Source organism: Micromonospora sp. NPDC006431 (assembly GCF_042870725.1).
Lineage (GTDB): Bacteria > Actinomycetota > Actinomycetes > Mycobacteriales > Micromonosporaceae > Micromonospora.
This window is the reverse complement of the sequence record NZ_JBIAHQ010000003.1, coordinates 302,785-323,867: the sequence shown is the minus strand read 5'-3', so window position 1 is coordinate 323,867 and position 21,083 is coordinate 302,785. Positions and strand designations below refer to the sequence as shown.

General features: G+C 72.8%; 15 protein-coding genes. 6 read left to right on the top strand and 9 right to left on the bottom strand.

Features of this window, described 5'->3' with window-relative positions; genetic code table 11:
- Positions 1-7 precede the first annotated feature (7 nt).
- The 3 genes from ACFYM6_RS07895 to mfd form a co-directional block, all read right to left on the bottom strand.
- Positions 8-994 carry a nucleoside triphosphate pyrophosphohydrolase gene (locus ACFYM6_RS07895; protein WP_387273329.1) on the bottom strand — a complete coding sequence of 329 codons (987 nt, stop codon included), beginning with the start codon at positions 992-994 and terminating at the stop codon, positions 8-10.
- A 2-nt stretch (positions 995-996) separates the two neighbouring features.
- The gene (locus ACFYM6_RS07890; RefSeq protein ID WP_387273327.1) at positions 997-1,761 is read right to left on the bottom strand and encodes a hypothetical protein; all 765 of its coding nucleotides are present in this window, start codon (positions 1,759-1,761) and stop codon (positions 997-999) included.
- Positions 1,762-1,862: 101 nt separating this feature from the next.
- The gene (gene mfd / locus ACFYM6_RS07885; RefSeq protein ID WP_387273325.1) at positions 1,863-5,564 is read right to left on the bottom strand and encodes a transcription-repair coupling factor; all 3,702 of its coding nucleotides are present in this window, start codon (positions 5,562-5,564) and stop codon (positions 1,863-1,865) included.
- Between the two features lie 451 nt (positions 5,565-6,015).
- On the opposite strand from mfd, the gene ACFYM6_RS07880 reads away from it, so the two are divergent.
- Positions 6,016-6,930, top strand: coding sequence for a cyclase family protein (locus tag ACFYM6_RS07880; RefSeq protein ID WP_387273323.1), 915 nt, complete (start codon positions 6,016-6,018; stop codon positions 6,928-6,930).
- 118 nt (positions 6,931-7,048) lie between these two features.
- On the opposite strand, the gene ACFYM6_RS07875 is transcribed toward ACFYM6_RS07880, so the two are convergent.
- Positions 7,049-7,357 (bottom strand): hypothetical protein, encoded by a 309-nt coding sequence (locus tag ACFYM6_RS07875; RefSeq protein WP_387273321.1) that lies wholly within the window; start codon positions 7,355-7,357, stop codon positions 7,049-7,051.
- Between the two features lie 204 nt (positions 7,358-7,561).
- Here ACFYM6_RS07875 and ACFYM6_RS07870 point away from each other — a divergent pair, with 204 nt between their 5' ends.
- Positions 7,562-7,786: a winged helix-turn-helix domain-containing protein gene (locus tag ACFYM6_RS07870; protein ID WP_387273319.1), complete on the top strand. Its 225-nt coding sequence runs from the start codon at positions 7,562-7,564 to the stop codon at positions 7,784-7,786.
- Between the two features lie 6 nt (positions 7,787-7,792).
- Here ACFYM6_RS07870 and ACFYM6_RS07865 read toward each other — a convergent pair whose 3' ends face one another.
- Together ACFYM6_RS07865 and ACFYM6_RS07860 are read right to left on the bottom strand one after the other, a co-directional pair.
- Positions 7,793-8,362 (bottom strand): hypothetical protein, encoded by a 570-nt coding sequence (locus ACFYM6_RS07865; RefSeq protein ID WP_387273317.1) that lies wholly within the window; start codon positions 8,360-8,362, stop codon positions 7,793-7,795.
- Complete coding sequence (locus ACFYM6_RS07860) at positions 8,362-9,402, bottom strand: S66 peptidase family protein (protein ID WP_387273315.1); 1,041 nt, start codon at positions 9,400-9,402, stop codon at positions 8,362-8,364. Before ACFYM6_RS07860 ends, ACFYM6_RS07865 begins: the two co-directional genes overlap by 1 nt.
- A gap of 152 nt (positions 9,403-9,554) precedes the next feature.
- Between ACFYM6_RS07860 and ACFYM6_RS07855 the strand changes: the two genes are divergently transcribed.
- Positions 9,555-10,610, top strand: coding sequence for a hypothetical protein (locus ACFYM6_RS07855; RefSeq protein WP_387273313.1), 1,056 nt, complete (start codon positions 9,555-9,557; stop codon positions 10,608-10,610).
- 123 nt (positions 10,611-10,733) lie between these two features.
- On the top strand, positions 10,734-13,520 hold the full coding sequence (gene ppc, locus ACFYM6_RS07850) for a phosphoenolpyruvate carboxylase (protein ID WP_387273311.1): 2,787 nt from the start codon (positions 10,734-10,736) through the stop codon (positions 13,518-13,520).
- Positions 13,521-13,757: 237 nt separating this feature from the next.
- Here ppc and ACFYM6_RS07845 read toward each other — a convergent pair whose 3' ends face one another.
- Complete coding sequence (locus ACFYM6_RS07845) at positions 13,758-14,609, bottom strand: hypothetical protein (protein ID WP_387273309.1); 852 nt, start codon at positions 14,607-14,609, stop codon at positions 13,758-13,760.
- A 54-nt stretch (positions 14,610-14,663) separates the two neighbouring features.
- Between ACFYM6_RS07845 and ACFYM6_RS07840 the strand changes: the two genes are divergently transcribed.
- Both ACFYM6_RS07840 and ACFYM6_RS07835 read left to right on the top strand, forming a co-directional pair.
- Positions 14,664-15,893 carry a DNA recombination protein RmuC gene (locus tag ACFYM6_RS07840; RefSeq protein WP_387273307.1) on the top strand — a complete coding sequence of 410 codons (1,230 nt, stop codon included), beginning with the start codon at positions 14,664-14,666 and terminating at the stop codon, positions 15,891-15,893.
- Positions 15,894-16,213: 320 nt separating this feature from the next.
- Positions 16,214-19,429 (top strand): S8 family serine peptidase, encoded by a 3,216-nt coding sequence (locus tag ACFYM6_RS07835; protein ID WP_387273304.1) that lies wholly within the window; start codon positions 16,214-16,216, stop codon positions 19,427-19,429.
- A gap of 64 nt (positions 19,430-19,493) precedes the next feature.
- Here the strand turns inward: ACFYM6_RS07835 and ACFYM6_RS07830 are convergent, their stop codons facing one another.
- Together ACFYM6_RS07830 and ACFYM6_RS07825 are read right to left on the bottom strand one after the other, a co-directional pair.
- A complete protein-coding gene (locus ACFYM6_RS07830) occupies positions 19,494-19,889 on the bottom strand; it encodes a hypothetical protein (protein ID WP_387273302.1) in 396 nt (131 codons plus the stop codon).
- Positions 19,890-19,930: 41 nt separating this feature from the next.
- A complete protein-coding gene (locus ACFYM6_RS07825; protein WP_387273300.1) occupies positions 19,931-20,920 on the bottom strand; it encodes a 4-hydroxy-3-methylbut-2-enyl diphosphate reductase in 990 nt (329 codons plus the stop codon).
- Positions 20,921-21,083: the final 163 nt, after the last annotated feature.

The window sequence follows — 21,083 nt, the reverse complement described above, 5'->3', positions numbered from 1 at the left end:
TCCTTGATCAACTCGACTCGCGCTGGGCGGACTCGGCGGCGCGGACGGCGTCCGCGTAGGCCAGGGTGGTGCGGCGGAGGGCAGCCTCGGGGTCGATGGCCGCCTGCCTCGCGGCGGCGACCGTGGCCAGGAGGCTGGCGCCGAGCCGGGCCTCGGGGTCCACCTGGGACTCGGCGAGCGGCGGCGGCACGGCGAGACCGATCCGGCCGGCCCGGTCCAGGATCTTCGCGGCGAGGGCGAGCGCCGGCTGGCTCATCGCGATGCCGTCCAGCACCGACGCGCGCGCCTTCTCGGCCCGCTTGATCCGTTCCCAGGCCGCCTCGATCTCCTCGATCGAGCCGGCCTGCTCGCCGGAGAAGACGTGCGGGTTGCGCCGGACCATCTTGTCGACCAGGCCGCCGGCCACGTCGTCGACCGTCCAGCGCTTCCCCTCCGGCAGCTCCTCGGCGAGCCGGGCGTGCAGCAGCACCTGGAGCAGCACGTCGCCCAACTCCTCGCGGAGCGCGTCGGTGTCGTCGGCGCTGATCGCGTCGTACGCCTCGTAGCACTCCTCGAGCAGGAAGCCGGCGAGGCTGCGGTGGGTCTGCGCCCGCTTCCACGGGTCACCGCCCGGGGAGGCGAGCCGGTCCATCACCTCGACCGCGTCGAGCAGCCGGGCGCCCGGCGGATCCCAGGACCCGTACATCAGCTCCAGCTCGGCCAGGCCCGGCTCCCGGGCCAGCCGCAGCCCCAGCTCCCGGGCCAGCGACTCGTCGCCGGTCGGCCCGGCCAGCCAGACCACGGTGCCGTGCTCCGCCACCGCGTCGAGCAGAGCCTGGGTGGCGCCCTCGGTCACGACGGTGACCTCGGCGCCCGCCGCCCCGACCGCACTGGTCAGCTCGCTCTCCGCGCCAGCCAGCACCGGCGCGGAGCGTACGACGTCCCAGGCGGACGCGGTCAGCAGACCGGCCGGCAGCCGGGGCGAGGTGACCAGCAGGACGATCCGGGCGGTCATGCTCAGGGTGCGACCGTGCCGGCCGACTCGGTGACCTCCGGCTCGGGCTTGGAGACGTCGGTCACCGAGTCGGAACCGGGCTCGCCCAGCGGCACGCTCACCGCGGCCTGCCCGGCGGCGAAGCTGAGCAGCGGGATCTCCAGCGGGCGGTACCGGGGGCTGACACTGACCTCGTACCCGGTGATCGCGTCGGCCAGCACCTTCTTGCTGCCCAGCGCCCCGCGCAGCTGGTCGCCGTCGAGCTGGGCGGCGGCCTGCTGGACGGTCACCTCGGCCGGGATCACCCCGGCCGACTTGCCTGCGGCGACCACCTCGGCAAGGTCCTGCTCGGTCGGCGCGACCGGCTCGGGGGCGGGCAGGCTGTTCATGCAGTTGGTCAGGTCGGCCACCCGCTCGGCGTACGCCGTGTCGGCGGGGACGCCCAGCTGCGGGGCGATCTGGCTCGCGGTGACCCGCTGCGGCGGCGGCTGGTAGCCCTTGTCGTCGGCGAGCCGCTGGCACACGTCGAGCAGCACCAGGTTGCTGACCACCTGGGTGCGGGACGGCATCCGCACCTCGGCCGGCGCGGCCTGCTCCGGACCGGCGCTCGGCTCCGCGCTCGGCGTGGGCGCCTCGGCCCGCAACTCGTCGAGCAGGCGGGTCACCGCATCCTCGGTGATGCGGTGGTCACCGACGTAGGCGGCGACTCCCGGCTCGGAACGGCAACCGGCGAGGGCGACGAGACCCACCGCCACACTGGTGGCGGCGACAAGACGGCGAGCACGCATGACGGCCACTCTCTCATGCCCGGCACGCAGCTGTGACGCCGCCCACCCCGTCGGGGCTCACCGCGCCGCCGCTGTGACCGGCTGTCCACGGCCCGCCGCGCTCACCGGGCCGCCGCTCCGGCCGGCTGCGCCGCGACCGGCTCGCCCAGCACGTCCCTGAGGAGCTGGGCGCACCACTCCAGCAGCGCCTGGTCGCGCAGCGGCTCGCCGCCGACCCGGCGGGTGCTCGGCCGAGGCACGCTGACCTGGTCAAGCGCCTGCTTGTAGACCGAATCCGGGTGGTAGCGCTTGAGCCGCAGCTGCTTCGAGTCGGGCAGCGGCAGCGGGCTGAACCGGATGTGCTTGCCCTGCATCGAGACGTCGGCCAGGCCGTACTGCCGGGCCAGCAGCCGGAACCGGGCCACCGCGACCAGGTTCTGCACCGGCGCGGGCGGCTCGCCGTAGCGGTCGGTCATCTCGGCGACCACCTCGCGCAGCCGCTCCTCGTCGCGGGCCTCGGCGAGCTTGCGGTACATCTCCAGGCGCAGCCGCTCCACCCCCACGTAGTCGTGCGGCAGGTGCGCGTCGACCGGCAGGTCCACCTTGACCTCGGTCTCCTCCTCCGCGTGCTCGCCCTTGAAGGCGGAGACCGCCTCGCCGACCATCCGGACGTACAGGTCGAAGCCGACGCCCTCGATGTGGCCGGACTGCTCGCCGCCGAGCAGGTTGCCGGCGCCCCGGATCTCCAGGTCCTTCATCGCCACGTACATGCCGGCGCCCAGCTCGGTGTGCTGGGCGATGGTGGCCAGCCGCTCGTGCGCATTCTCGGTCAGCGGCCGGTCCGCGGGGTAGAGGAAGTACGCGTACGCCCGTTCCCGACCGCGGCCGACCCGGCCCCGGATCTGGTGCAGCTGGGCCAGGCCGAGCAGGTCGGCCCGCTCCACGATCAGCGTGTTCGCGTTCGGGATGTCGATGCCGGACTCCACGATCGTGGTGCAGACCAGGACGTCGAACTCCTTCTCCCAGAAGCCGACCATCACCTTCTCGAGCGCTTCCTCGCCCATCTGCCCGTGCGCGACCGCGACCCGGGCCTCGGGCACCAGCTCGCGGATCCGGCGGGCCGCCCGCTCGATCGACTCGACCCGGTTGTGCAGGTAGAACACCTGACCGTCGCGGAGCAGCTCGCGGTGGACGGCGGCAGCCACCTGCCGCTCGTCGTACGCCCCGACGGCGGTGAGCACCGGGTGCCGCTCCTCCGGCGGGGTGGCGATGGTGGACATCTCCCGGATGCCGGTGATCGCCATCTCCAGCGTGCGCGGGATCGGGGTGGCCGACATGGCCAGCACGTCGACCGAGGCGCGCAGGGTCTTCAGGTGCTCCTTGTGCTCGACGCCGAAGCGCTGCTCCTCGTCGATGATGACCAGGCCGAGCTGCTTGAACCGGGTGGCCGCCTGGAGCAGCCGGTGGGTGCCGATGACGATGTCGGAGGTGCCGTCGGCGACCATCGCCAGGGTCTGCTCGGCCTCCTTCGGCGTCTGGAACCGGGACAGCTGGCGGATGCTGATCGGGAACTGGTTCATCCGCTCGGCGAACGTGTTGTAGTGCTGCTGCACGAGCAGGGTGGTGGGCACCAGCACGGCCACCTGCTTGCCGTCCTGCACCGCCTTGAACGCCGCCCGGACCGCGATCTCGGTCTTGCCGTACCCGACGTCGCCGCAGATCAGACGGTCCATCGGGACGGTCTGCTCCATGTCCCGCTTGACCTCCTCGATCGCCGCGAGCTGGTCCGGCGTCTCCTGCCAGGGGAAGGCGTCCTCCAGTTCCCGCTGCCACGGGGTGTCGGTGCCGAACGCGTGCCCCTTGGACGCCTTGCGGGCGGCATAGAGCTGGATGAGCTGGGCAGCGATCTCGCGGACCGCCTTGCGGGCGCGCGCCTTCGACTTCTGCCAGTCCGAGCCGCCCATCTTGTGCAGGGTGGGCTGCTCGCCGCCGACGTACCGGGAGAGCTGGTCGAGCTGGTCGGTGGGGACGAAGAGCCGGTCGCCCGGCTGGCCCCGTTTGCTCGGGGCGTACTCGATGACCAGGTATTCCCGGGAGGCGCCGTTGACCGTGCGCTGCACCAGCTCGACGTACCGGCCGATGCCGTGCTGCTCGTGCACCACGTGGTCGCCGGCCTTGAGCTCCAGCGGGTCGATCGTGTTGCGCCGCCGGCTGGGCAGTTTGCGCATGTCACGGGTGGAGGCGCCCCGGCCGCCGGTCACGTCGTTGCCGGTGAGCAGCACGAACCGGGACGCCTCGTCGACGAAGCCGGCGGTCAGGCAGCCGCAGGAGACCAGCAGCTCACCGGGGGCGGGCGCGGCGGGCACCTCCTCGGTGAGCCGGGCGCCGAGCCCGGCGTCGCGGAGCACCTCGACGGCCCGCTGGGCGGGGCCGTGCCCCTCGAAGACCAGCGCGATCGACCAGCCCTCGCCGGCCCAGCGCTTGAGGTCGTCGACCACGCGGGCGGTCTCGCCGTGGTAGAGCGGCGCCGGCTGGGCGGCCAGGATCACCGCGATCGCGTCGTCGGGGGTCACGTCGACCTCGGTGGGCTCGTCCTCCCAAGGCTGCCGGGCGGGCGCGGCCTCCGCATCGACCATAATTCGGCCTCCGCGCCGGTAGCCGGCGCTCCGGACCGAATGAAGGTCGTCCACCAGCCCGAACGGCGCGAGGGTCCACCAGGGCTGGCGCAGGGCGCGGGCGGCCGTGCGTACGTCGGCCAGGGTCCGGAAGGCGGCGGCGCCGAGGTCGACCGGGGCCTGCCCCCCGACGGCGGCCGCGGCCCAGCTCGCCTGGAGGAACTCATCGGAGGTACGCACCAGGTCGTGCGCCCGGGTGCGGATCCGCTCCGGGTCGCAGAGCAGCACGTGGGTGCCGGCCGGCATGCAGTCCAGCAGCAGCTCCATCGAGCCGGCGCCGATCAGCGCCGGGGCGAGCGACTCCATCCCCTCGACCGGGATGCCCTCGGCCAGCTTGTCGAGGATCTCGGCCAGCTCGGGGTGCTCCTCGGCCAGCGCGGCGGCCCGCCGGCGCACCGCCGGGGTGAGCAGCAGTTCCCGGCACGGCGGCGCCCAAAGCTGCGGGACCTGCTCGATGGTCCGCTGGTCGGCGACCGCGAAGGTGCGAATCTCCTCGACCTCGTCGCCCCAGAACTCGACCCGGGACGGGTGCTCGTCGGTGGGCGGGAAGACGTCCAGGATGCCGCCCCGGACGGCGAACTCGCCCCGCTTGGTCACCAGGTCGACCCGGGCGTACGCCATGTCGGTGAGCCGGCGGGCGACCTCCTCCAGGTCCGCCTCGTCACCGGCGGTGAGCTGCACCGGCTCCAGGTCGCCGAGCCCCTTGAGCTGCGGCTGCAGCAGCGACCGGACGGGCGACACCACCACCCGCAGCGGCCCCGTCCGCCCGTGCGCGTCGGCCGACTCGGGGTGCGCCAGCCGGCGCAGCACGGCCAACCGCCGCCCGACGGTGTCGGAGCGGGGCGACAGCCGCTCGTGTGGCAGCGTCTCCCAGGACGGGAAGACCGCCACCTGCTCCGGCGGCAGCAGGCTGCCCAGCGCGGACGCCAGGTCCTCGGCCTCCCGGGTGGTGGCGGTGACGGCGAGCACCGGCCGCCCGGCGCCGCCCACCGGCTCGTCCGCGGCGACGGCCGCCACCGCGAACGGACGCAGCGCTGCCGGGGCGGTGAGGTCGAGGCCATCGACCTGCGCGGCACCGGAGCGCGCCAGGTCACGCGCCCGGGCCAGCCCCGGGTCGGCCAGGGCGGCGGAGAAGAGTCCGGTGAGCATCTGTGATCACTTCCAGGAGGTCGACGCACGGCGACGACCCCGCGTCCAGTCGGACGGGGGGTGCACCGTTCGAGACTATCCCCCTCCCCGGACATTCCGGGCCCCAGCCGTCCCCGCACCCCGCGCCCACCCACACCCCGCGCCTGCGCCCGCCTCCAAGATCCGCGCGCCCACCCCGCCCCGCTCAAGATCCGCGCCCCGGGCCCGCGCACCCCGCACCGCGGAGCCCAAGATCCGCACGCCCACCCCGCCCCGCCCCGCCCAAGATCCGCCGGCCCGCGCACCCCCGCACCGCGCAGCCCAAGATCCGCACTACTTCCCGGAAAAAGTGGCCTCCGGCGCTCGGGAGACCACTATTTCCGGGAAAGAGGGCGCTCCCGTGGCGGGGCGGCGGTGGCGGGTGGTTGGGAAGGATCTTGACCCCGGCCGGCGGGCGTGGTGCGGTGACGGCATGGCAGCTGAGTACCGGGCGGTCTTCGACGCGGAGGTCGTCTTCGCCAACGGCGGCGGGTTGCGCACCGAGGGGTTCCGGTTGGACGTCCCCGGCCCGGAGATAGACGACGCGGCGCTGGGCGCGCTCCTCGTCCGGCACCTCGGCCTGCTCATGGTGGGCGAGGTGCGGATCACCAACAGGACGGTCGTCGAGGAGCCGCACAAGGGCGGCCGGGCGGTCGCCGTTCCGGCCGGCGACGGCGGCCGGCGACTTGTCGAGCTGAGCCACGTGATCACCGACGGGATGATCACCCTGCCCGGCTGGCCGGCACCGCGGATCACCGACTGGCTCACCCGCGAGGCGTCCCGGGCGAACTACGCCCCGGGCGTCGAGTTCCACGTCGCCCGGATCGACATGATCGCCAATACCGGCACCTACCTCGACACGCCCGCCCACCGTTGGGCGGACGGGGCCGACCTGGCCGGAACCCCGCTCGACCGCCTCGCCGACCTTCCCGGGATCGTGGTCCGGGTACCGCCCGGCACCCGGTCCGTGGACCGCCTGATGCTTGCCCCGTACGACGTGGCGGGGCGGGCGGTGCTGCTGCACACCGGGTGGGACGTGCACTTCGGCACCGACCGCTACGCCGGCCCCGCCGCGCCCTACCTGACCCGGGACGGTGCCGACTGGCTGGTCGACGCGGGCGCGACCCTGATCGGCATCGACTCGATCAACATCGACGACATGACTCCGGCGGCGGCCGGCGAGCGCCCCGCGCACAGCGCCCTGCTCGCCGCCGGCATCCCGATCGTGGAGCACCTGACCGGCCTGGCGGCCCTGCCTCCGGAGGGGTTCCGGTTCACCGCCGCGCCGCCGCGGGTCGCCGGCATGGGCACCTTCCCGGTCCGCGCCTTCGCCATCGTCGACGCCTGACCTCGCCCGCATCCGCGGCCGAATCAAGAACCACACGAGATCGCCCACGTGGCGGTATCCACCACACACGGATACCGCCACGTCGCCGACATGGAGTGAATTTCGCCGGCGTGAAGGCTCAGGCGACCCGGGACGCGGTCGGAACGAGCCGGCGGAGCAGGCGTCCGGAGAGATGGGCCAGCGCCCGGGACTGAGCCAGGTCAATCGGCCAGCGTTCGACCTCAGAACCTGCGGAGAGTTCGAGCAACAGCCCGCCGGGCGGTGTGGGGCCGACCTCCATTCGCCAGAGGCCGAGTCGCATCTGGATCACTTCGTCGCCGCGGACCGCCGTGCCGACGAGGCGAGACAGGTGCAGGTCGTTACCGCCAGCACAGTCAGGGCCGCGCAGGCACCAGGGCGGATGGACGGAGTTCGGTAGGTTACTCACGGGCCGGGGTCCTTCCCGGTCAAGGCCCGGGGAGCGGAGTGCCACCTCCACCCCGGGCCGCCCTACATGTGGCGCCCACCCGGTTGCGAGCCAGGGCAAGCGAGCCGAGTCTATAGCCGCTAATCGACATTGTCGACAGTGTCGACGTTATAGACGCTGTCGATTTCTGGTGATCTACTTGGCCTTGCGAGCCAGGGAGACACCGTGAGCACACCCAAGTACGAGCAGGTGGCGTCCGCCATCCGCGATCAGATCCGCACCGGGGAACTCAAACCCGGCGATCAGCTACCCACGACCCAAGGGCTGATCGAGATGTACGGCGTCTCCTACGGCTCGGTCCGGACCGCGCTGCTCATCCTCAAGGCGGAGGGGCTGATCGAAGGCCGGCAGGGTGAGGGCGTCTTCGTCCGCCACCCGGCCTCTCGGTAGCCCGGATCAGCGACCCAGTCCACCGGGGCCAATCACGCTCAGCCCTGCCTGCCGCGCCAACCACTCCGCGCGCTCCAACTCTCGGTGGCGGACGTGCACGAAGACGCTGTGCCCCGCGGACGGCTCGGTGGCCCAGATATCTGAGGTGTTGAAGACCAACTGCACGTGCGCGTACTTGAACTCCCGACCTAGGCCGAGGCTGGGCACCTCCGGCCAGCATTCGGGCTGCCACAGCACGTACCCCTGGCCAACCCTGATGGTCTCTTCAAACCGTCCCTCCATCGGGCCCAGCCCGCGCGCCTCCACTGTGACATCGACCGGTGGGTCGGCCGGATCTTGCGGGCCAGTCTCCCGCTCGCTGGACTGGTCCACGAACATGAAGTCCTCGCCGTCGGCGTCCAGCAAGTGGCCGCACGCGTCGAGGTAGCGCGGCAGACCCGAGTGCCGCCCAGTTCGCGCCCAGATCTCCACCTCGGTGCTCGGCAGGTCGACGAGGTCCAGCAGCCGCCCGACGCCGTCCAGCGCCCGTCCCACGTCACCGGTTCGCAGGACGGGATACGCCCAGGAGTTGCCCATCAGTAGCGCACCGAGATACGGCGCTCGACGGCGTCGACCCGGACCTCCCCGCCGTACGGGATGATCAGCTGCGGATCGGTGTGCCCGAGATCGACGTCGAAGACCACCACTGGGTCCTCGGCGTAGTCCGCCAGTGCCCGGGTGATCGCCTCCCGCTGCGCCTCGCCCCACTCCCGCCGCTGCTCCACCGTGTGCGGCTTGTCGAACTCCCACGCCTTGGCGCGGCCCACCAGCACCGCCGGGAAGCCGGCGAGCAGCCCCCGCTCGCCCATGTTGCGCAGGATCCGGAACACCTCGGTGGCCGAGGGCAACTCCTCCGACGTCTCGATGATCAGCACCTCACCCGCGTGGTCCGCCACCGCACCGACCCGGTCGGTGGCCAGCAGCCAGTGCAGGATCTCCAGGTTGCCGCCCCAGGTACGGCCCTGCACCACGGTCGCCGGCCCCTGCCAGCGCCACCCGGCGCCGGGGAACATCACCGGCTCGTACGCCAGGGTGGACGGGTCCCGCCAGTCGTTCGGCTGGTCGCCCCACTCCGCGGTCGGGGTCAGCTCGTACCAGCCGGAGGTGAACAGGGCGGCGCGCAGCGAGTCGAAGGTCAGCGGGTGCGGCTTGCCCGGCCGGCCGAGGTGCACCAGGACTGACCCGCCGTGGTACGCCACCATCCCCAGCTGGTACAGGTGGTTGAGGACGTTGGTGTTGTCCGAGAAGCCGTAGTACGGCTTCGGGTTGGCCCGCAGCACCGCGTCGTCCAGATGGGGCGTGACGGTGATCAGGTCGTCCCCGCCCACGGTGGCGAGCACGGCGGTGATCGCCGGGTCGGCGAAGGCGGCGGTCAGGTCCCGCGCCCGGTCCCGCGGGTCGGCGCCCAACTGCCGGGTCGTCGGATACTCCACCGGCTCCAGTCCGAACTCCTCGCGCAGCCGGCGCAGCCCCAGCTCGTACACGTGGGGGAAGAGGCCCGGCAGCCCGGCGGACGGGGAGACCACGGCGACCCGGTCGCCCGGCTTCGGCTTGGCGGGGTATCGCAACGACGTCATGCCCCCGACGCTATCGGCCGGGGCCAGCGGGATTTCCGGGCGTCCGGCCGGCCCGCGGGCGCTCGTGCCGGCACGCCGTCGCCCCCGTGGGCCGCCGGACAGGGCGGCGAAACCGCACAACCCGGGCGAAGCGCCACCCTAGGCTGGGCCACGTGGGCGATCAGGGGCCGGAGCTTCCGGTACGCGACTGGCTGCCGCGCGCGGCGGCGCTGCTGGTCGGCACGCTCGCCCTGGCCACCGCGTTCATCGCGGCGTACGTCGGGGCGCTGCACAAGCCGACCCCGCGCGACGTGCCGGTCGGGGTGGCCCGCAGCGACCAGCGCGCCCAGGCGGTGCTGGCCGCCGTCCGCAGCCGGACCGACACCATCAAACCCGTCCAGTACGACGACCAGGACCGCGCCCTCGACGCCCTGCGGTCCCGCGAGGTCTACGCGGTGCTGCACACCGACCCGGGCGGCGGCCTGATCCTGGCCATCGCCAGCGCCGGCGCGCCCACCGCCACCGACCTGGTCACCAAGGTGCTCACCCAGGCCGCCGGGCAGGCCAACCTGCCGCTCCAGGTCACCGACGAGGTGCCCGTCTCCGCCAACGACCCGCGTGGGCTGGTGCCGTTCTACCTCGCGGTCGGCCTGGTGCTCGGCGGCTACCTGGCGTCCACCGCCCTGGGTATCTCGCTCGGCACCGCGCCCCGCAGCCTGCGCCGCGCCGGCCTGCGGATCGTCACCCTCGCGGTGCACTCCGTGCTGCTCGGCATCATCGGCGCGGTGCTGGTCGGGCCGGTGATGGGCATCTGGGCCCACCAGGTCCTGGCGGTCTTCCTGGTCGGCGCGCTCACCGTGTTCGCCGCCGGCATGGTCGCCGCGGCGGTGCAGGGGTGGCTGGGACTGCTCGGTACCGGCCTGGTGATCCTGCTGCTGGTGGTGCTCGGCAATCCCGGCTCGGGCGGCATCTACGCCCCGGAGTTCCTGCCGACCTTCCTGCACGGGATGCACCGGTGGAACGTCACCGGGCTGGCCACCGACCTGCTCAAGTCGGCGGTCTACTTCGACTGGCGGGCCGGGCGCTGGCCGCTGGTGGGGCTGGCGCTCTGGGTCCTGCTCGGGATCCTCGGGCTGGTCACCGCGACGATCTTCCGGGCGCACCGGCGCGCCGTCCGCGCCGCGCGGGCCCGCCCGGCCGCACCCGGGAGACCGGCCACCGATGGCTGAGCCCGTCGATCCGTCCCGGAGTGCACATCATCACCCCGTCCCCCTCCTGACACCCGGGCGCACACGGATACGATCCAGGGAGTCGGACAGCGCTGTCCTTCGTACTCGCGTAAGGAGCGCACCGTGACCGACCAGCACGACCACGACGGGCCCGACGCCGCTCTCCGGGCCGACATCCGCCGCCTCGGCACCCTGCTCGGGCAGACCCTCGCCCGCCAGGAGGGCCGGCCGCTGCTCGACCTGGTCGAGGAGATCCGCGCCCAGGTCCGCTCCGACGCCCCCGCCGCCGCGCAGCGCCTCGCCGGCCTCGACGTCACCACCGGCACGAAGCTGGCCCGCGCCTTCTCCACCTACTTCCACCTGGCCAACATCACCGAGCAGGTGCACCGGGCCCGCGACCTGCGCCGGCGCCGGGCCATGCACGGCGGCTGGCTGGACCAGGCGGCCAAGATGATCGCCGAGCGCGGGGTCCCGGCCGAGGAGATCGCCTCGGTGGCCCGCCGGCTGGCGGTACGCCCGGTCTTCACCGCCCACCCGACCGAGGCGGCCCGGCGGTCGATCCTGTCCAAGCTGCGCGCCATCGCCGACGAGTTGGACGCCGAGACCGCCAACGCCATCCTCTACGGGGCCAGCGACGAGGGCCCGGCCAACCGGCGCCTGGCCGAACTGCTGGACCTGATGTGGCAGACCGACGAGCTGCGGCTGGACCGGCCCGACCCGACCGACGAGGCCCGCAACGCCATCTACTACCTGCGGGACCTGTACGCCGAGGCCGCCCCGCAGGTCCTCGACGACCTCGCCGACACGCTCCGCACCCTCGGCGTGGAGACGTCGCCGACCGCCCGCCCGCTGACCTTCGGCACCTGGATCGGCGGCGACCGGGACGGCAATCCCTTCGTCACGCCGACGGTCACCCGCGAGGTGCTGCAGATCCAGCACGAGCACGGCATCGAGGCCACCGAGAAGGCGATGGACGAGCTCATCAGCGAGGTCTCCGTCTCCCGCCGGCTGCGCGCGGTCTCCCTCGACCTCTCCGCCAGCCTCGCCACCGATCTGGACGCGCTGCCCGAGGTGGCGCCCCGGTTCCGCCGGGTCAACGCCGAGGAGCCCTACCGCCTCAAGGCACGGTGCGTGAAGGCGAAGCTGACCAACACCCGGGAGCGGCTGCGCAACGGCACCCCGCACGTGCCGGGGCGGGACTACCGCGGGTCCGCCGAGCTGATCGCCGACCTGGAGTTGCTGCGTGCCTCGCTGGCCCGCAACTCCGGGCAGCTCACCGCCGTGGGCCGGCTCGCCTCGGCGATCCGTACGGTCTCCGCGTTCGGGCTCCACCTGGCGACCATGGACGTCCGCGAGCACGCCGAGGCGCATCACGCCGTCCTCGCCCAGCTCTACGGGGCGGTCGGCGAGGTGCCCGACTACCCGTCGCTGAGCCGGCTGGAGCGCACCAAGCTGCTCGCCGACGAGCTGACCGGCCGCCGGCCGCTCTCCACCCTGGACACGCCGCTCACCGAGACCGCGCGGAAGACGTTCGACGTGTTCGGGGCGATCCGCGAGGCCCAGGACCGGTTCGGCAGCGAGGTGATCGAGTCGTACATCATCTCGATGACCCTCGGCGTGGACGACGTGCTCGCCGCAGTGGTGCTGGCCCGCGAGGCCGGCCTGATCGACGTGCACAGCGGCCGGGCCCGGATCGGCTTCGTGCCGCTGCTGGAGACCCCGGCCGAGCTGAACGCCGGCGGCGAACTGCTGGACGAGCTGCTGTCGCTGCCGGCGTACCGGGCGCTCGTCGCGGCCCGGGGCGACGTGCAGGAGGTGATGCTGGGCTACTCCGACTCCAACAAGGAGGCCGGCATCACCACCAGCCAGTGGTCCATCCACCGGGCCCAGCGCGCGCTGCGCGACGTGGCCGCCCGGCACGGCGTACACCTGCGGCTCTTCCACGGCCGGGGCGGCACGGTCGGCCGGGGCGGCGGCCCCACCCACGACGCCATCCTGGCCCAGCCGTACGGCACGCTGGACGGCGCGATCAAGGTGACCGAGCAGGGCGAGGTCATCTCCGACAAGTACACGCTGCCCGCCCTGGCCCGGGAGAACCTGGAACTGACCGTGGCCGCGGTGCTCCAGGCGACGCTGCTGCACACCGCGCCCCGGCAGCCGGCCGAGATGCTGGAACGCTGGGACGCCACCATGGACGTGGTCTCCGAGGCGGCGTTCCGGTCGTACCGGTCGCTGGTCGAGGACCCGGACCTGCCCGCGTACTTCTGGGCCTCCACCCCAACCGAGCTGCTGGGCCAGTTGAACATCGGCTCCCGGCCGGCGAAGCGGCCGAACACGGGTGCCGGCCTGGCCGGCCTGCGGGCCATCCCGTGGGTGTTCGGCTGGACCCAGACCCGGCAGATCGTCCCCGGCTGGTTCGGCGTCGGGTCCGGGCTGGCCGCCGCGCGCGCCGCCGGCCTGGACGACGTACTCGCCGAGATGCACCGGAACTGGCACTTCTTCCGCACGTTCCTGTCGAACGTGGAGATGATGCTGACCAAGACCGATCTCACCATCGCCCGCCGCTACGTGGAGACCCTGGTCCCGAAGAAGCTGCACCCGATCTTCGACAAGATCGAGCAGGAGTACGAGCTGACCAAGCAGGAGGTGCTGGCCGTCACCGCCTCGCCGGCGCTGCTGGACAACTCGCCCGTCCTCCAGCGGACCCTGGCGGTGCGGGACACCTACCTGGAGCCGCTGCACCACCTCCAGGTGGCGCTGCTGCGCCAGTACCGGGACTCCGGCGCGGCGGGCCGCGCGATGGCGACCGCGCCCGGCGGCCGCCGGGCCCCCAACGACGGTACGGCGCTGGAGCGGGCGCTGCTCACCACGGTCAACGGCATCGCCGCCGGCATGCGCAACACCGGCTGACGGCCGGCCCCGCAACTCACCGCCAGATCGGCGAGGTGGCGGGATTGGTGCTCGCCACCGCGCCAGATCGGTGAGGTGGCGGGACCGGTGGGCGACGCTGCGCCAGATCGGCGAGGTGGCGGGACCGGTGCTCGCCGCTGCGCGCGATCGGCGAGGTGGTGGCATCCGCGCCGCGTCAACCCCGCCAGATCGGGGAGGTGGCGGGCGCCGGCGAGCGGTGCGCGGTGCCTGGCGGGGTCACCAGTCGCCGCCGCCGAAGTCCCCGCCGCCGAAGTCGCCTCCGCCGAAGTCCCCGCCGCTGTAGCCGGAGAAGTCGCCGCCACCGTAGCCGGGGAAGTCGCCGCCGCCCTGGCCGCCGGCGAACTGGTCGCCGCCGAAGTCGTTGCCGCCCTGGTCGCCGGCGAACTGGTCGCCGTAGTCCTGGCCGTCGCCGACCCCGTCCTGGAACCCCTCCTGGTAGCCGGCCTCGTAGCCGTAGCCCGGGTCGGCGAAGGCGGGCGAGAGGAGCGCGTCGGCGATCAGCAGGCCGCCGAGCACCCCGGCGCCGGTGCCGAGCGCGGTCTTCCACCACGGCGTCGAGTACCAGCCGGCGGGCACCCGCCGGCCCTGCCAGTGGCCGCCGGGGTAGTAGTAGGGCGTGCCGCTGCCCGGCTGCGGCCCGGCCCGGTAGGTCTGCCCCTGGACGTTGACCTCGCGCTCCTTGGTGAGCATCCCGGCGCCCCGGGCGGCGGCCAGCGGCGGCAGGTCCGGCCCCGGGTCGATGCCCAGCGCGGTCCGGGCCGCCCGGATGTACGCCAGCCCCTCCAGCGCGGTCTCCCGGGCCAGCGCGAACTGGCGCGGGGTACGCGCCTGCTCCAGCTGTGAGCCGGCCGCGTTGTACCGCTCGCCCGCGTCGGCCAGCGCCTGGCGTACCGCCGGGGCGTCGCCGTGCAGGTTCATGAGCTGCCCGCCGAGCCGCTCGTACCAGCGCTGCGCCTCGGCCCGCGCGTCAGCCAGCTCGGTGGCCTCGCGGGACCTGCTACCCCACCGCCAGAACATGTAGGCACCCCCGAGCATCAGCAGCAGGACGAACCACAGCCCAACTTTCATGACTCGACGGTACCCACGGGGGTCACGTCGTACCTGTTTGGCAAGCTTCGGAGGGTGACGAGCATCGCAACGCTGGCCGTGGTGATCATCTGTCTCGCCGCGGGCGGCGCGGTGGGCTGGCTGGCCGCCCGGTCCCGCTCGGCGACCCAGATCGCCCGGCTGGAGGCGACCCTCGCCGCCACCCGGGAGGGCGAGGGACGGCTGGAGCAGTCGATGCGGGCGCTCAGCTACGAGGCGACCGCCCAGTCGCAGGAGGCCGTGGCGCGGGCGGTGGCCCCGCTGCACGACACCCTCCGGCGCTACGAGCAGCGGGTGGCCGAGCTGGAACGCGACCGGGTCGACGCGTACGCGGAGCTGCGCGAGCAGGTGCGGGCCATGAGCACGGTCTCCGGTGAGCTGCGCACCGAGACCAAGCAGCTCGTCGCGGCGCTGCGCGCCCCGCAGGTCCGCGGCCGGTGGGGCGAGCACCAGCTCCGCCGGATCGTCGAGGCGGCCGGGATGCTGGAGCACTGCGACTTCTCCGAGCAGGTCACCGGTGCCACCGACCATCAGGGGGTACGCCCCGACCTGGTGGTCCGGCTGCACGGCGGCCGGACGGTGGTGGTCGACGCCAAGGCGCCCTTCGACGCGTACCTGACCGCCATGGAGGCGCGCGACGAGCGGGGGCGGGACACCCACCTCGACGCGCACGCCCGACACCTCCGGGGGCACGTGGACGCGCTGGCCGCCAAGTCCTACTGGGCCGCGTTCGACCCGTCGCCCGAGTTCGTGGTGCTCTTCGTGCCGGCGGACCCGTTCCTCGACGTGGCGTTGCAGCGCGACCCGACCCTGCTGGAGCACGCGTTCGCCCGCAACGTCGTGCTGGCCACGCCGGCCACCCTGGTGGCGCTGCTGCGCACGGTGGCGTACTCGTGGCGGCAGGAGGCGCTGGCCCGCAACGCGGCCACGGTGCACCTGCTGGCCCGCGAGCTGTACGGGCGGCTGTCCACCCTGGGCGACCACGTCGGAAAGCTGGGCGCGTCGCTGGGCGGTGCGGTTACCGCGTACAACCGGGCGGTGGGCTCGCTGGAGGCACGGGTGCTGGTCAGCGCCCGCAAGCTGGCCGAGCTGGGCGTCTCCGACCAGGAGCTGACCGCTCCGGCTCAGGTCGAGGTGGCACCGCGCCAGCCGCAGGCGCCGGAGCTGGCCGGGTCGGACGGCCCGACCGCGCTCCGGCCGGCCACGCTACGGGCGGCCGATGAACCGACCGCCACTGCCGAGCGAGATCACCGCCCGTCCCACTGAGCGCGCGGGCCGGTCCGCGGGTGGCCCGTCCCCCCGCCCACCCGGGGATGTTGGCGATGGGCGAACCTGCGCCCAGGGCGGGCTCCTGCCGTTCAGCCGATCCCCTGGCTCACCGAGCGGCTGCTCCGTTATGGCCGATCGACATCCGGGCATGTCCATTTTGGGTTGCCGTTGGGCAATGACTTACGCCACTGTTGCGGGCGGACCGTTCGATGTAACGGAGCTGTCACATCGGTCGCTGGAGCAGTGACGGTCGCGCCAATCCGCCCCGTCCAACTTGGCACCCGCCCTCCCTTGCCCCCCTTTCGGAGGAAGAGAACGTGAGCAATACCCCCATCAGACGCAGGCGCATACCCGCCGCGATCCTCGCGTCGATGCTGGCCGCCGGCGCCCTGACGCTGACCTCCGCCGGCAGCCCCGCCCTCGCCGAGCCCTCGCCCGAGGTGCCCAAGGCCGGTTGGAGCCCGACCGACCAGGATCGACTGGCCGAGGCGAAGCAGCAGGGTCAGCAGAGCGTCGACGTGCTGGTCGGCGCAGAGGACGGCCAGTCCAGCGCCGTCGCCGGCCGCCTCGCCGCGCTCGGTGCGGCCATCGGCTACCGCGACGACGACCTGGGCTACTTGCGCGCCAGCGTGGCCACCGACCGGGCCGACCAGATCGCGCGGCTGAGCGGCGTGCAGACGGTGGAGATCGACGCAGTGGTGCCGCTGCCCGACCCCCGCCCGGACGGCAGCGAGTCGCCGGCGCCCCAGCCCGCGCCGGGCCCCGACACCCCCGCCGACAACCCGTACATGCCGACCCGCGACATGGGAGCGGCGCAGTTCGTGGCCGAGCACCCCACGCTCGACGGGCGCGGCGTCACCATCGGCATCCTCGACACCGGCGTCGACCTGGCGCACCCGGCACTGCAGAAGACGACCACCGGCGAGCGCAAGATCATCGACTGGGTCACCGCGACCTCGCCGACCGACGACGCTGACCCGACCTGGGTCAGCATGACCACGAACGTCTCCGGCCCGCGTTTCGCCGTCGACGGCCGCACCTGGACCGCGCCAGGCGCCGGCTCCTACCGGTTCGGCGTCTTCAACGAGCGCGCCGCCACGCTCGGCGGTGAGGTCGGCAACGACGTCAACCGGGACGGCAACCCGGCCGGCAGCAGCGGCCTCTTCGGGGTGCTGTGGGACGGCAACAAGACCGTCTGGGTCGACACCAACCAGGACGGCTCCTTCGCCGACCAGACCCCGATGACCGACTACAAGGTCCGCAACGACGTCGGCACCTTCGGCACCGACAACCCGGCGACCCCGATCGCCGAGGCGATGCCGTTCGTCGTGCAGGTCGACGGCAAGAACAAGTTCGTCAACATCGGCATCGTGTCCGGCCAGCACGGCTCGCACGTCGCCGGCATCACGGCCGCCAACGGGCTGTTCGGCGGCAAGATGACCGGTGTCGCCCCGGGCGCCAAGCTGGTCTCCGTTCGGGTCTGCCTCTTCGTCGCGGGTTGCACCTCGCACGCCCTGATCGAGGGCATGATCTACGCGGCCAAGCAGGCGAACGTGGACGTCATCAACATGTCGATCGGCGGCCTGCCGTCGCTCAACGACGGCAACAACACCCGCGCGCTGCTCTACAACCGCCTCATCGAGCAGTACAAGGTGCAGATGTTCATCTCGGCCGGCAACAGCGGGCCCGGCACCAACACCGTCGGTGACCCGTCGGTGGCGGAGAAGGTCGTCAGCGTCGGCTCGTACATCACCGACGCCACCTGGCGGGCCAACTACGGCTCCAGCTCGTCGAACCGGGACAACCTGCACTACTACAGCTCCCGTGGGCCGCGCGAGGACGGCGGGTTCAAGCCCAACCTCGTCGCGCCCGGCTCGGCCATCTCCAGCACCCCGACCTGGCAGCCGGGCGGCCCGGTCGCGGGCACGTACCCGCTGCCCCCGGGCTACGCCATGCTCAACGGCACCTCGATGGCCGCGCCGCAGGCCACCGGCGCCGGGGCGCTGCTCGTCGGCGCCGCCAAGGCGGAGGGCTTCCAGCGCAAGCCGGCCCAGCTCCGGCAGGCCATGATGTCCTCGGCCCGGTTCCTCGACGACATCGGCGCGTACGAGCAGGGCGCCGGCCTGATCAACGTGCCGGCCGCGTACGAGCTGCTGCGCAAGAACATCAAGACCGTGGACATCACCTCCTCGGTCCCGGTGAACACCGTGCTCTCCGGCTTCCTTGCCACCCCCGGTGTCGGCGTAGGCATCTACGACCGCGAAGGCGTCACCGTGGGCCGCAAGTACACCCGCACCTACACCTTCACCCGCACCACCGGCGGGTCGCCGGCCGTCACCTACGACCTGTCCTGGATCGGCAACGACGGCACCTTCTCCTCCGGCACGTCGGTAGCTCTGCCGCTGAACAAGCCCGTCGAGGTGCCCGTCGCGATCAACCCGGCGTCGCCGGGTGCGCACTCGGCGATCCTGCGGCTGGACGACCCGGCGACCACCGGCGTCGACTACCAGACCATGAACACCGTGATCGCCCCGTACACGTTCGCCGCGGCGGACAACTTCCAGGTGACGATCAACGGCAAGGTCGGCCGTAACCAGTCGCTGCGCTACTTCTTCCGGGTGCCGGTGGGCACGCCCGCGCTGAAGGTGGACTTCACCGGCCCGTCCACCGAGCCGGGCTCCGGCCAGGCGCGGTTCCTGCGCTACCACCCGTACGGCGTCAACATCGACGACAACGCGTCCACCTCCTGCTTCGTCCCGGCCGCGGGGGCCTGCGCCACCGGCTCGCCGAACAGCCGCACGACCTCCAACCCCCTCGCCGGGGTCTGGGAGATCACCGTGGACGGCCGGCGTACCTCGGACGCGGAGTGGACCAAGTTCACGCTGACCGCCTCGGTTCTCGGTGCGACCGTCACCCCGAACCCCGACGTGATCGATTCCGCCAAGCCGGACGTGCCGGTGACCCGGTCGTACTCGCTGACCAGCACGCTCGGTTCGTTCACCGGCCGGGCGGTCGGCGGCACGCTGGGCAGCGCCCGGCAGGGTCCGTTCACCATCGCCAACCGGACCGTCCAGGAGTACGACCTGACCGTCGCTCCGGGCTCGACCCAGCTGCGGGCCACCATCGGCGGGACCGCCGACCCGGCCGCCGACCTCGACCTGTACGTGCTGAACTGCACGTCCGGGACCTGCGTGGAGGCCGGACGCAGCGCCGACGGCGACTCCGAGGAGTCGGTGACCATCAACAACCCGGCGACCGGTGCCTGGAAGGTCCGCGTCGACGGGTACTCGGTGCCCGCCGGCTCGACCAGCTACGACTACGTCGACGTCTTCACCAACCCGACCTTCGGCACCGTCGCGGTGAGCGACACGAACGCGCCGCGCCCCAGCGGCACCTCGTGGATCGTGCCCGGGTCGGTGACCGTGAAGGCCGCCCCGGCGACCGGCCGCGTGCTCTACGGCACGGTGCAGGTCCGCACCGACACCAACATCCTCATCGGCAGCGGTGACGTCGTGGTACGCAACGTCAGCTGACGCTTCGACAACAAGGCAGGAGGCCCGTCCCCGACGTGGGGGCGGGCCTCCTGCCTCATCTGGATCAGGCCGGGCGGGCGGACTCCACCACGAAGGGGGTGCCCTGCTGGCAGGTGGTCATCAGATTGGGCTGGGAATGGCCGGTGACGGTCACCCGGGCACCCGCCTTCAGCACGTCGCGCGGGCCGCCGACCAGCAGGTTGCCGTCGAGCAGCAGGCAGCCCGGCTCCACCCCGGCCTGCAGGGTGCCGGTGAGCGTGGTGGTGGCGCCGCTCGACGGCCCACCCGTCGTGGGAGCTGTCGGGTCGGTCGGGCTGACGCTGGGGTCGGGGCTGGGCGTGCTGGTCACCGGGGCGGCTCCCGTCGGGCCGGGGCTGGCGGGGTCGGCGCCCGGGCTGGCGCATGCGCCCAGGGCGACGCAGGCGAGCAGGGCGACGATCGCCGTCCGAGGAGTGTTCATGAGCGGTTGGACGTACCGGGCCGCCGATCCGTTCCGGCGGGTCAGCCGCGGGCGGCCGCGGCGGCCTTCAGGTCCCGCTTGAGCTCCTGCGGCAGCGAGAAGGTCAGCCGCTCGTTGGCGGTGGTGACCTCCTCGACGTCGGTGAAGCCCCGCTCGGCCAGGTGCGCGAGCACCTGCTGGACCAGCTCGTCCGGCACGCTGGCGCCGGAGGTGACGCCGACCGTACGGGCGCCGGCGAGCCAGGCGTCGTCGATCTCGTGGGCGAAGTCGACCAGGTGCCCGGCCCGGGCGCCGGCGTCCAGGGCCACCTCGACCAGGCGGACCGAGTTGGAGGAGTTGCGCGAGCCCACCACGATCACCACGTCGCAGTCGGGGGCGATCTCCTTCACCACGTGCTGTCGGTTGGAGGTGGCGTAGCAGATGTCGTCGCTGGGCGGCGACTGGAGCAGCGGCAGCTTCTGCTTGAGCCGGGCGACGGTCTCCAGCGTCTCGTCCACCGAGAGGGTGGTCTGGGAGAGCCAGACGACCTTGCTGGGGTCGCGCACGGTGACCTTGTCGACGCCGTCCGGCCCGTCCACCAGCTGGATGTGCGCGGGAGCCTCACCGGCGGTGCCGACGACCTCCTCGTGCCCCTCGTGGCCGATCAGCAGGATGTCGTAGTCCTCGGCCGCGAACCGCCGGGCCTCCTGGTGCACCTTGGTGACCAGCGGGCAGGTCGCGTCGATCGCCTTGAGCGAGCGCGCCTTCGCCTGCTCGTACACCTCGGGGGCCACGCCGTGCGCGGAGAAGATGACGGTGGCGCCCTCCGGCACCTCCTCGTTCTCCTCCACGAAGATCGCCCCCTGGGCCTCCAGGGTCTGCACGACGTGCTTGTTGTGCACGATCTGCTTGCGGACGTAGATCGGGGCGCCGTAGAGCCGCAGCGCCTCCTCGACGGTCTGCACCGCCCGATCCACGCCCGCGCAGTAGCCGCGGGGCTTGGCCAGGAGCACGCGCTTGCCGGTCCGGGGAGTCGCCTCAGCCTCAGTCACCTGACCATCGTACGTGCCCGATTTTTCCCCGGCAGCGGCCGCGACTCTGCGACAACTCCAGCAGGGCCGGTCTGACGCCGCGCTGGCCGCCCTCGCCTGAACCGTCGATCATGAGGTTGGCGGCGGCAGCGGAGATCGACATCGCCGCCAACCTCATGATCGA

Bases quoted from the DNA above. Each gene is read 5' to 3' on its own strand.
- ACFYM6_RS07895 (WP_387273329.1), bottom strand. From the start codon at position 994: ATGACCGCCCGGATCGTCCTGCTGGTCACCTCGCCCCGGCTGCCGGCC.
- ACFYM6_RS07890 (WP_387273327.1), bottom strand. From the start codon at position 1,761: ATGCGTGCTCGCCGTCTTGTCGCCGCCACCAGTGTGGCGGTGGGTCTC.
- mfd (WP_387273325.1), bottom strand. From the start codon at position 5,564: ATGCTCACCGGACTCTTCTCCGCCGCCCTGGCCGACCCGGGGCTGGCC.
- ACFYM6_RS07880 (WP_387273323.1), top strand. From the start codon at position 6,016: ATGGCAGCTGAGTACCGGGCGGTCTTCGACGCGGAGGTCGTCTTCGCC.
- ACFYM6_RS07865 (WP_387273317.1), bottom strand. From the start codon at position 8,362: ATGGGCAACTCCTGGGCGTATCCCGTCCTGCGAACCGGTGACGTGGGA.
- ACFYM6_RS07860 (WP_387273315.1), bottom strand. From the start codon at position 9,402: ATGACGTCGTTGCGATACCCCGCCAAGCCGAAGCCGGGCGACCGGGTC.
- ACFYM6_RS07845 (WP_387273309.1), bottom strand. From the start codon at position 14,609: ATGAAAGTTGGGCTGTGGTTCGTCCTGCTGCTGATGCTCGGGGGTGCC.
- ACFYM6_RS07830 (WP_387273302.1), bottom strand. From the start codon at position 19,889: ATGAACACTCCTCGGACGGCGATCGTCGCCCTGCTCGCCTGCGTCGCC.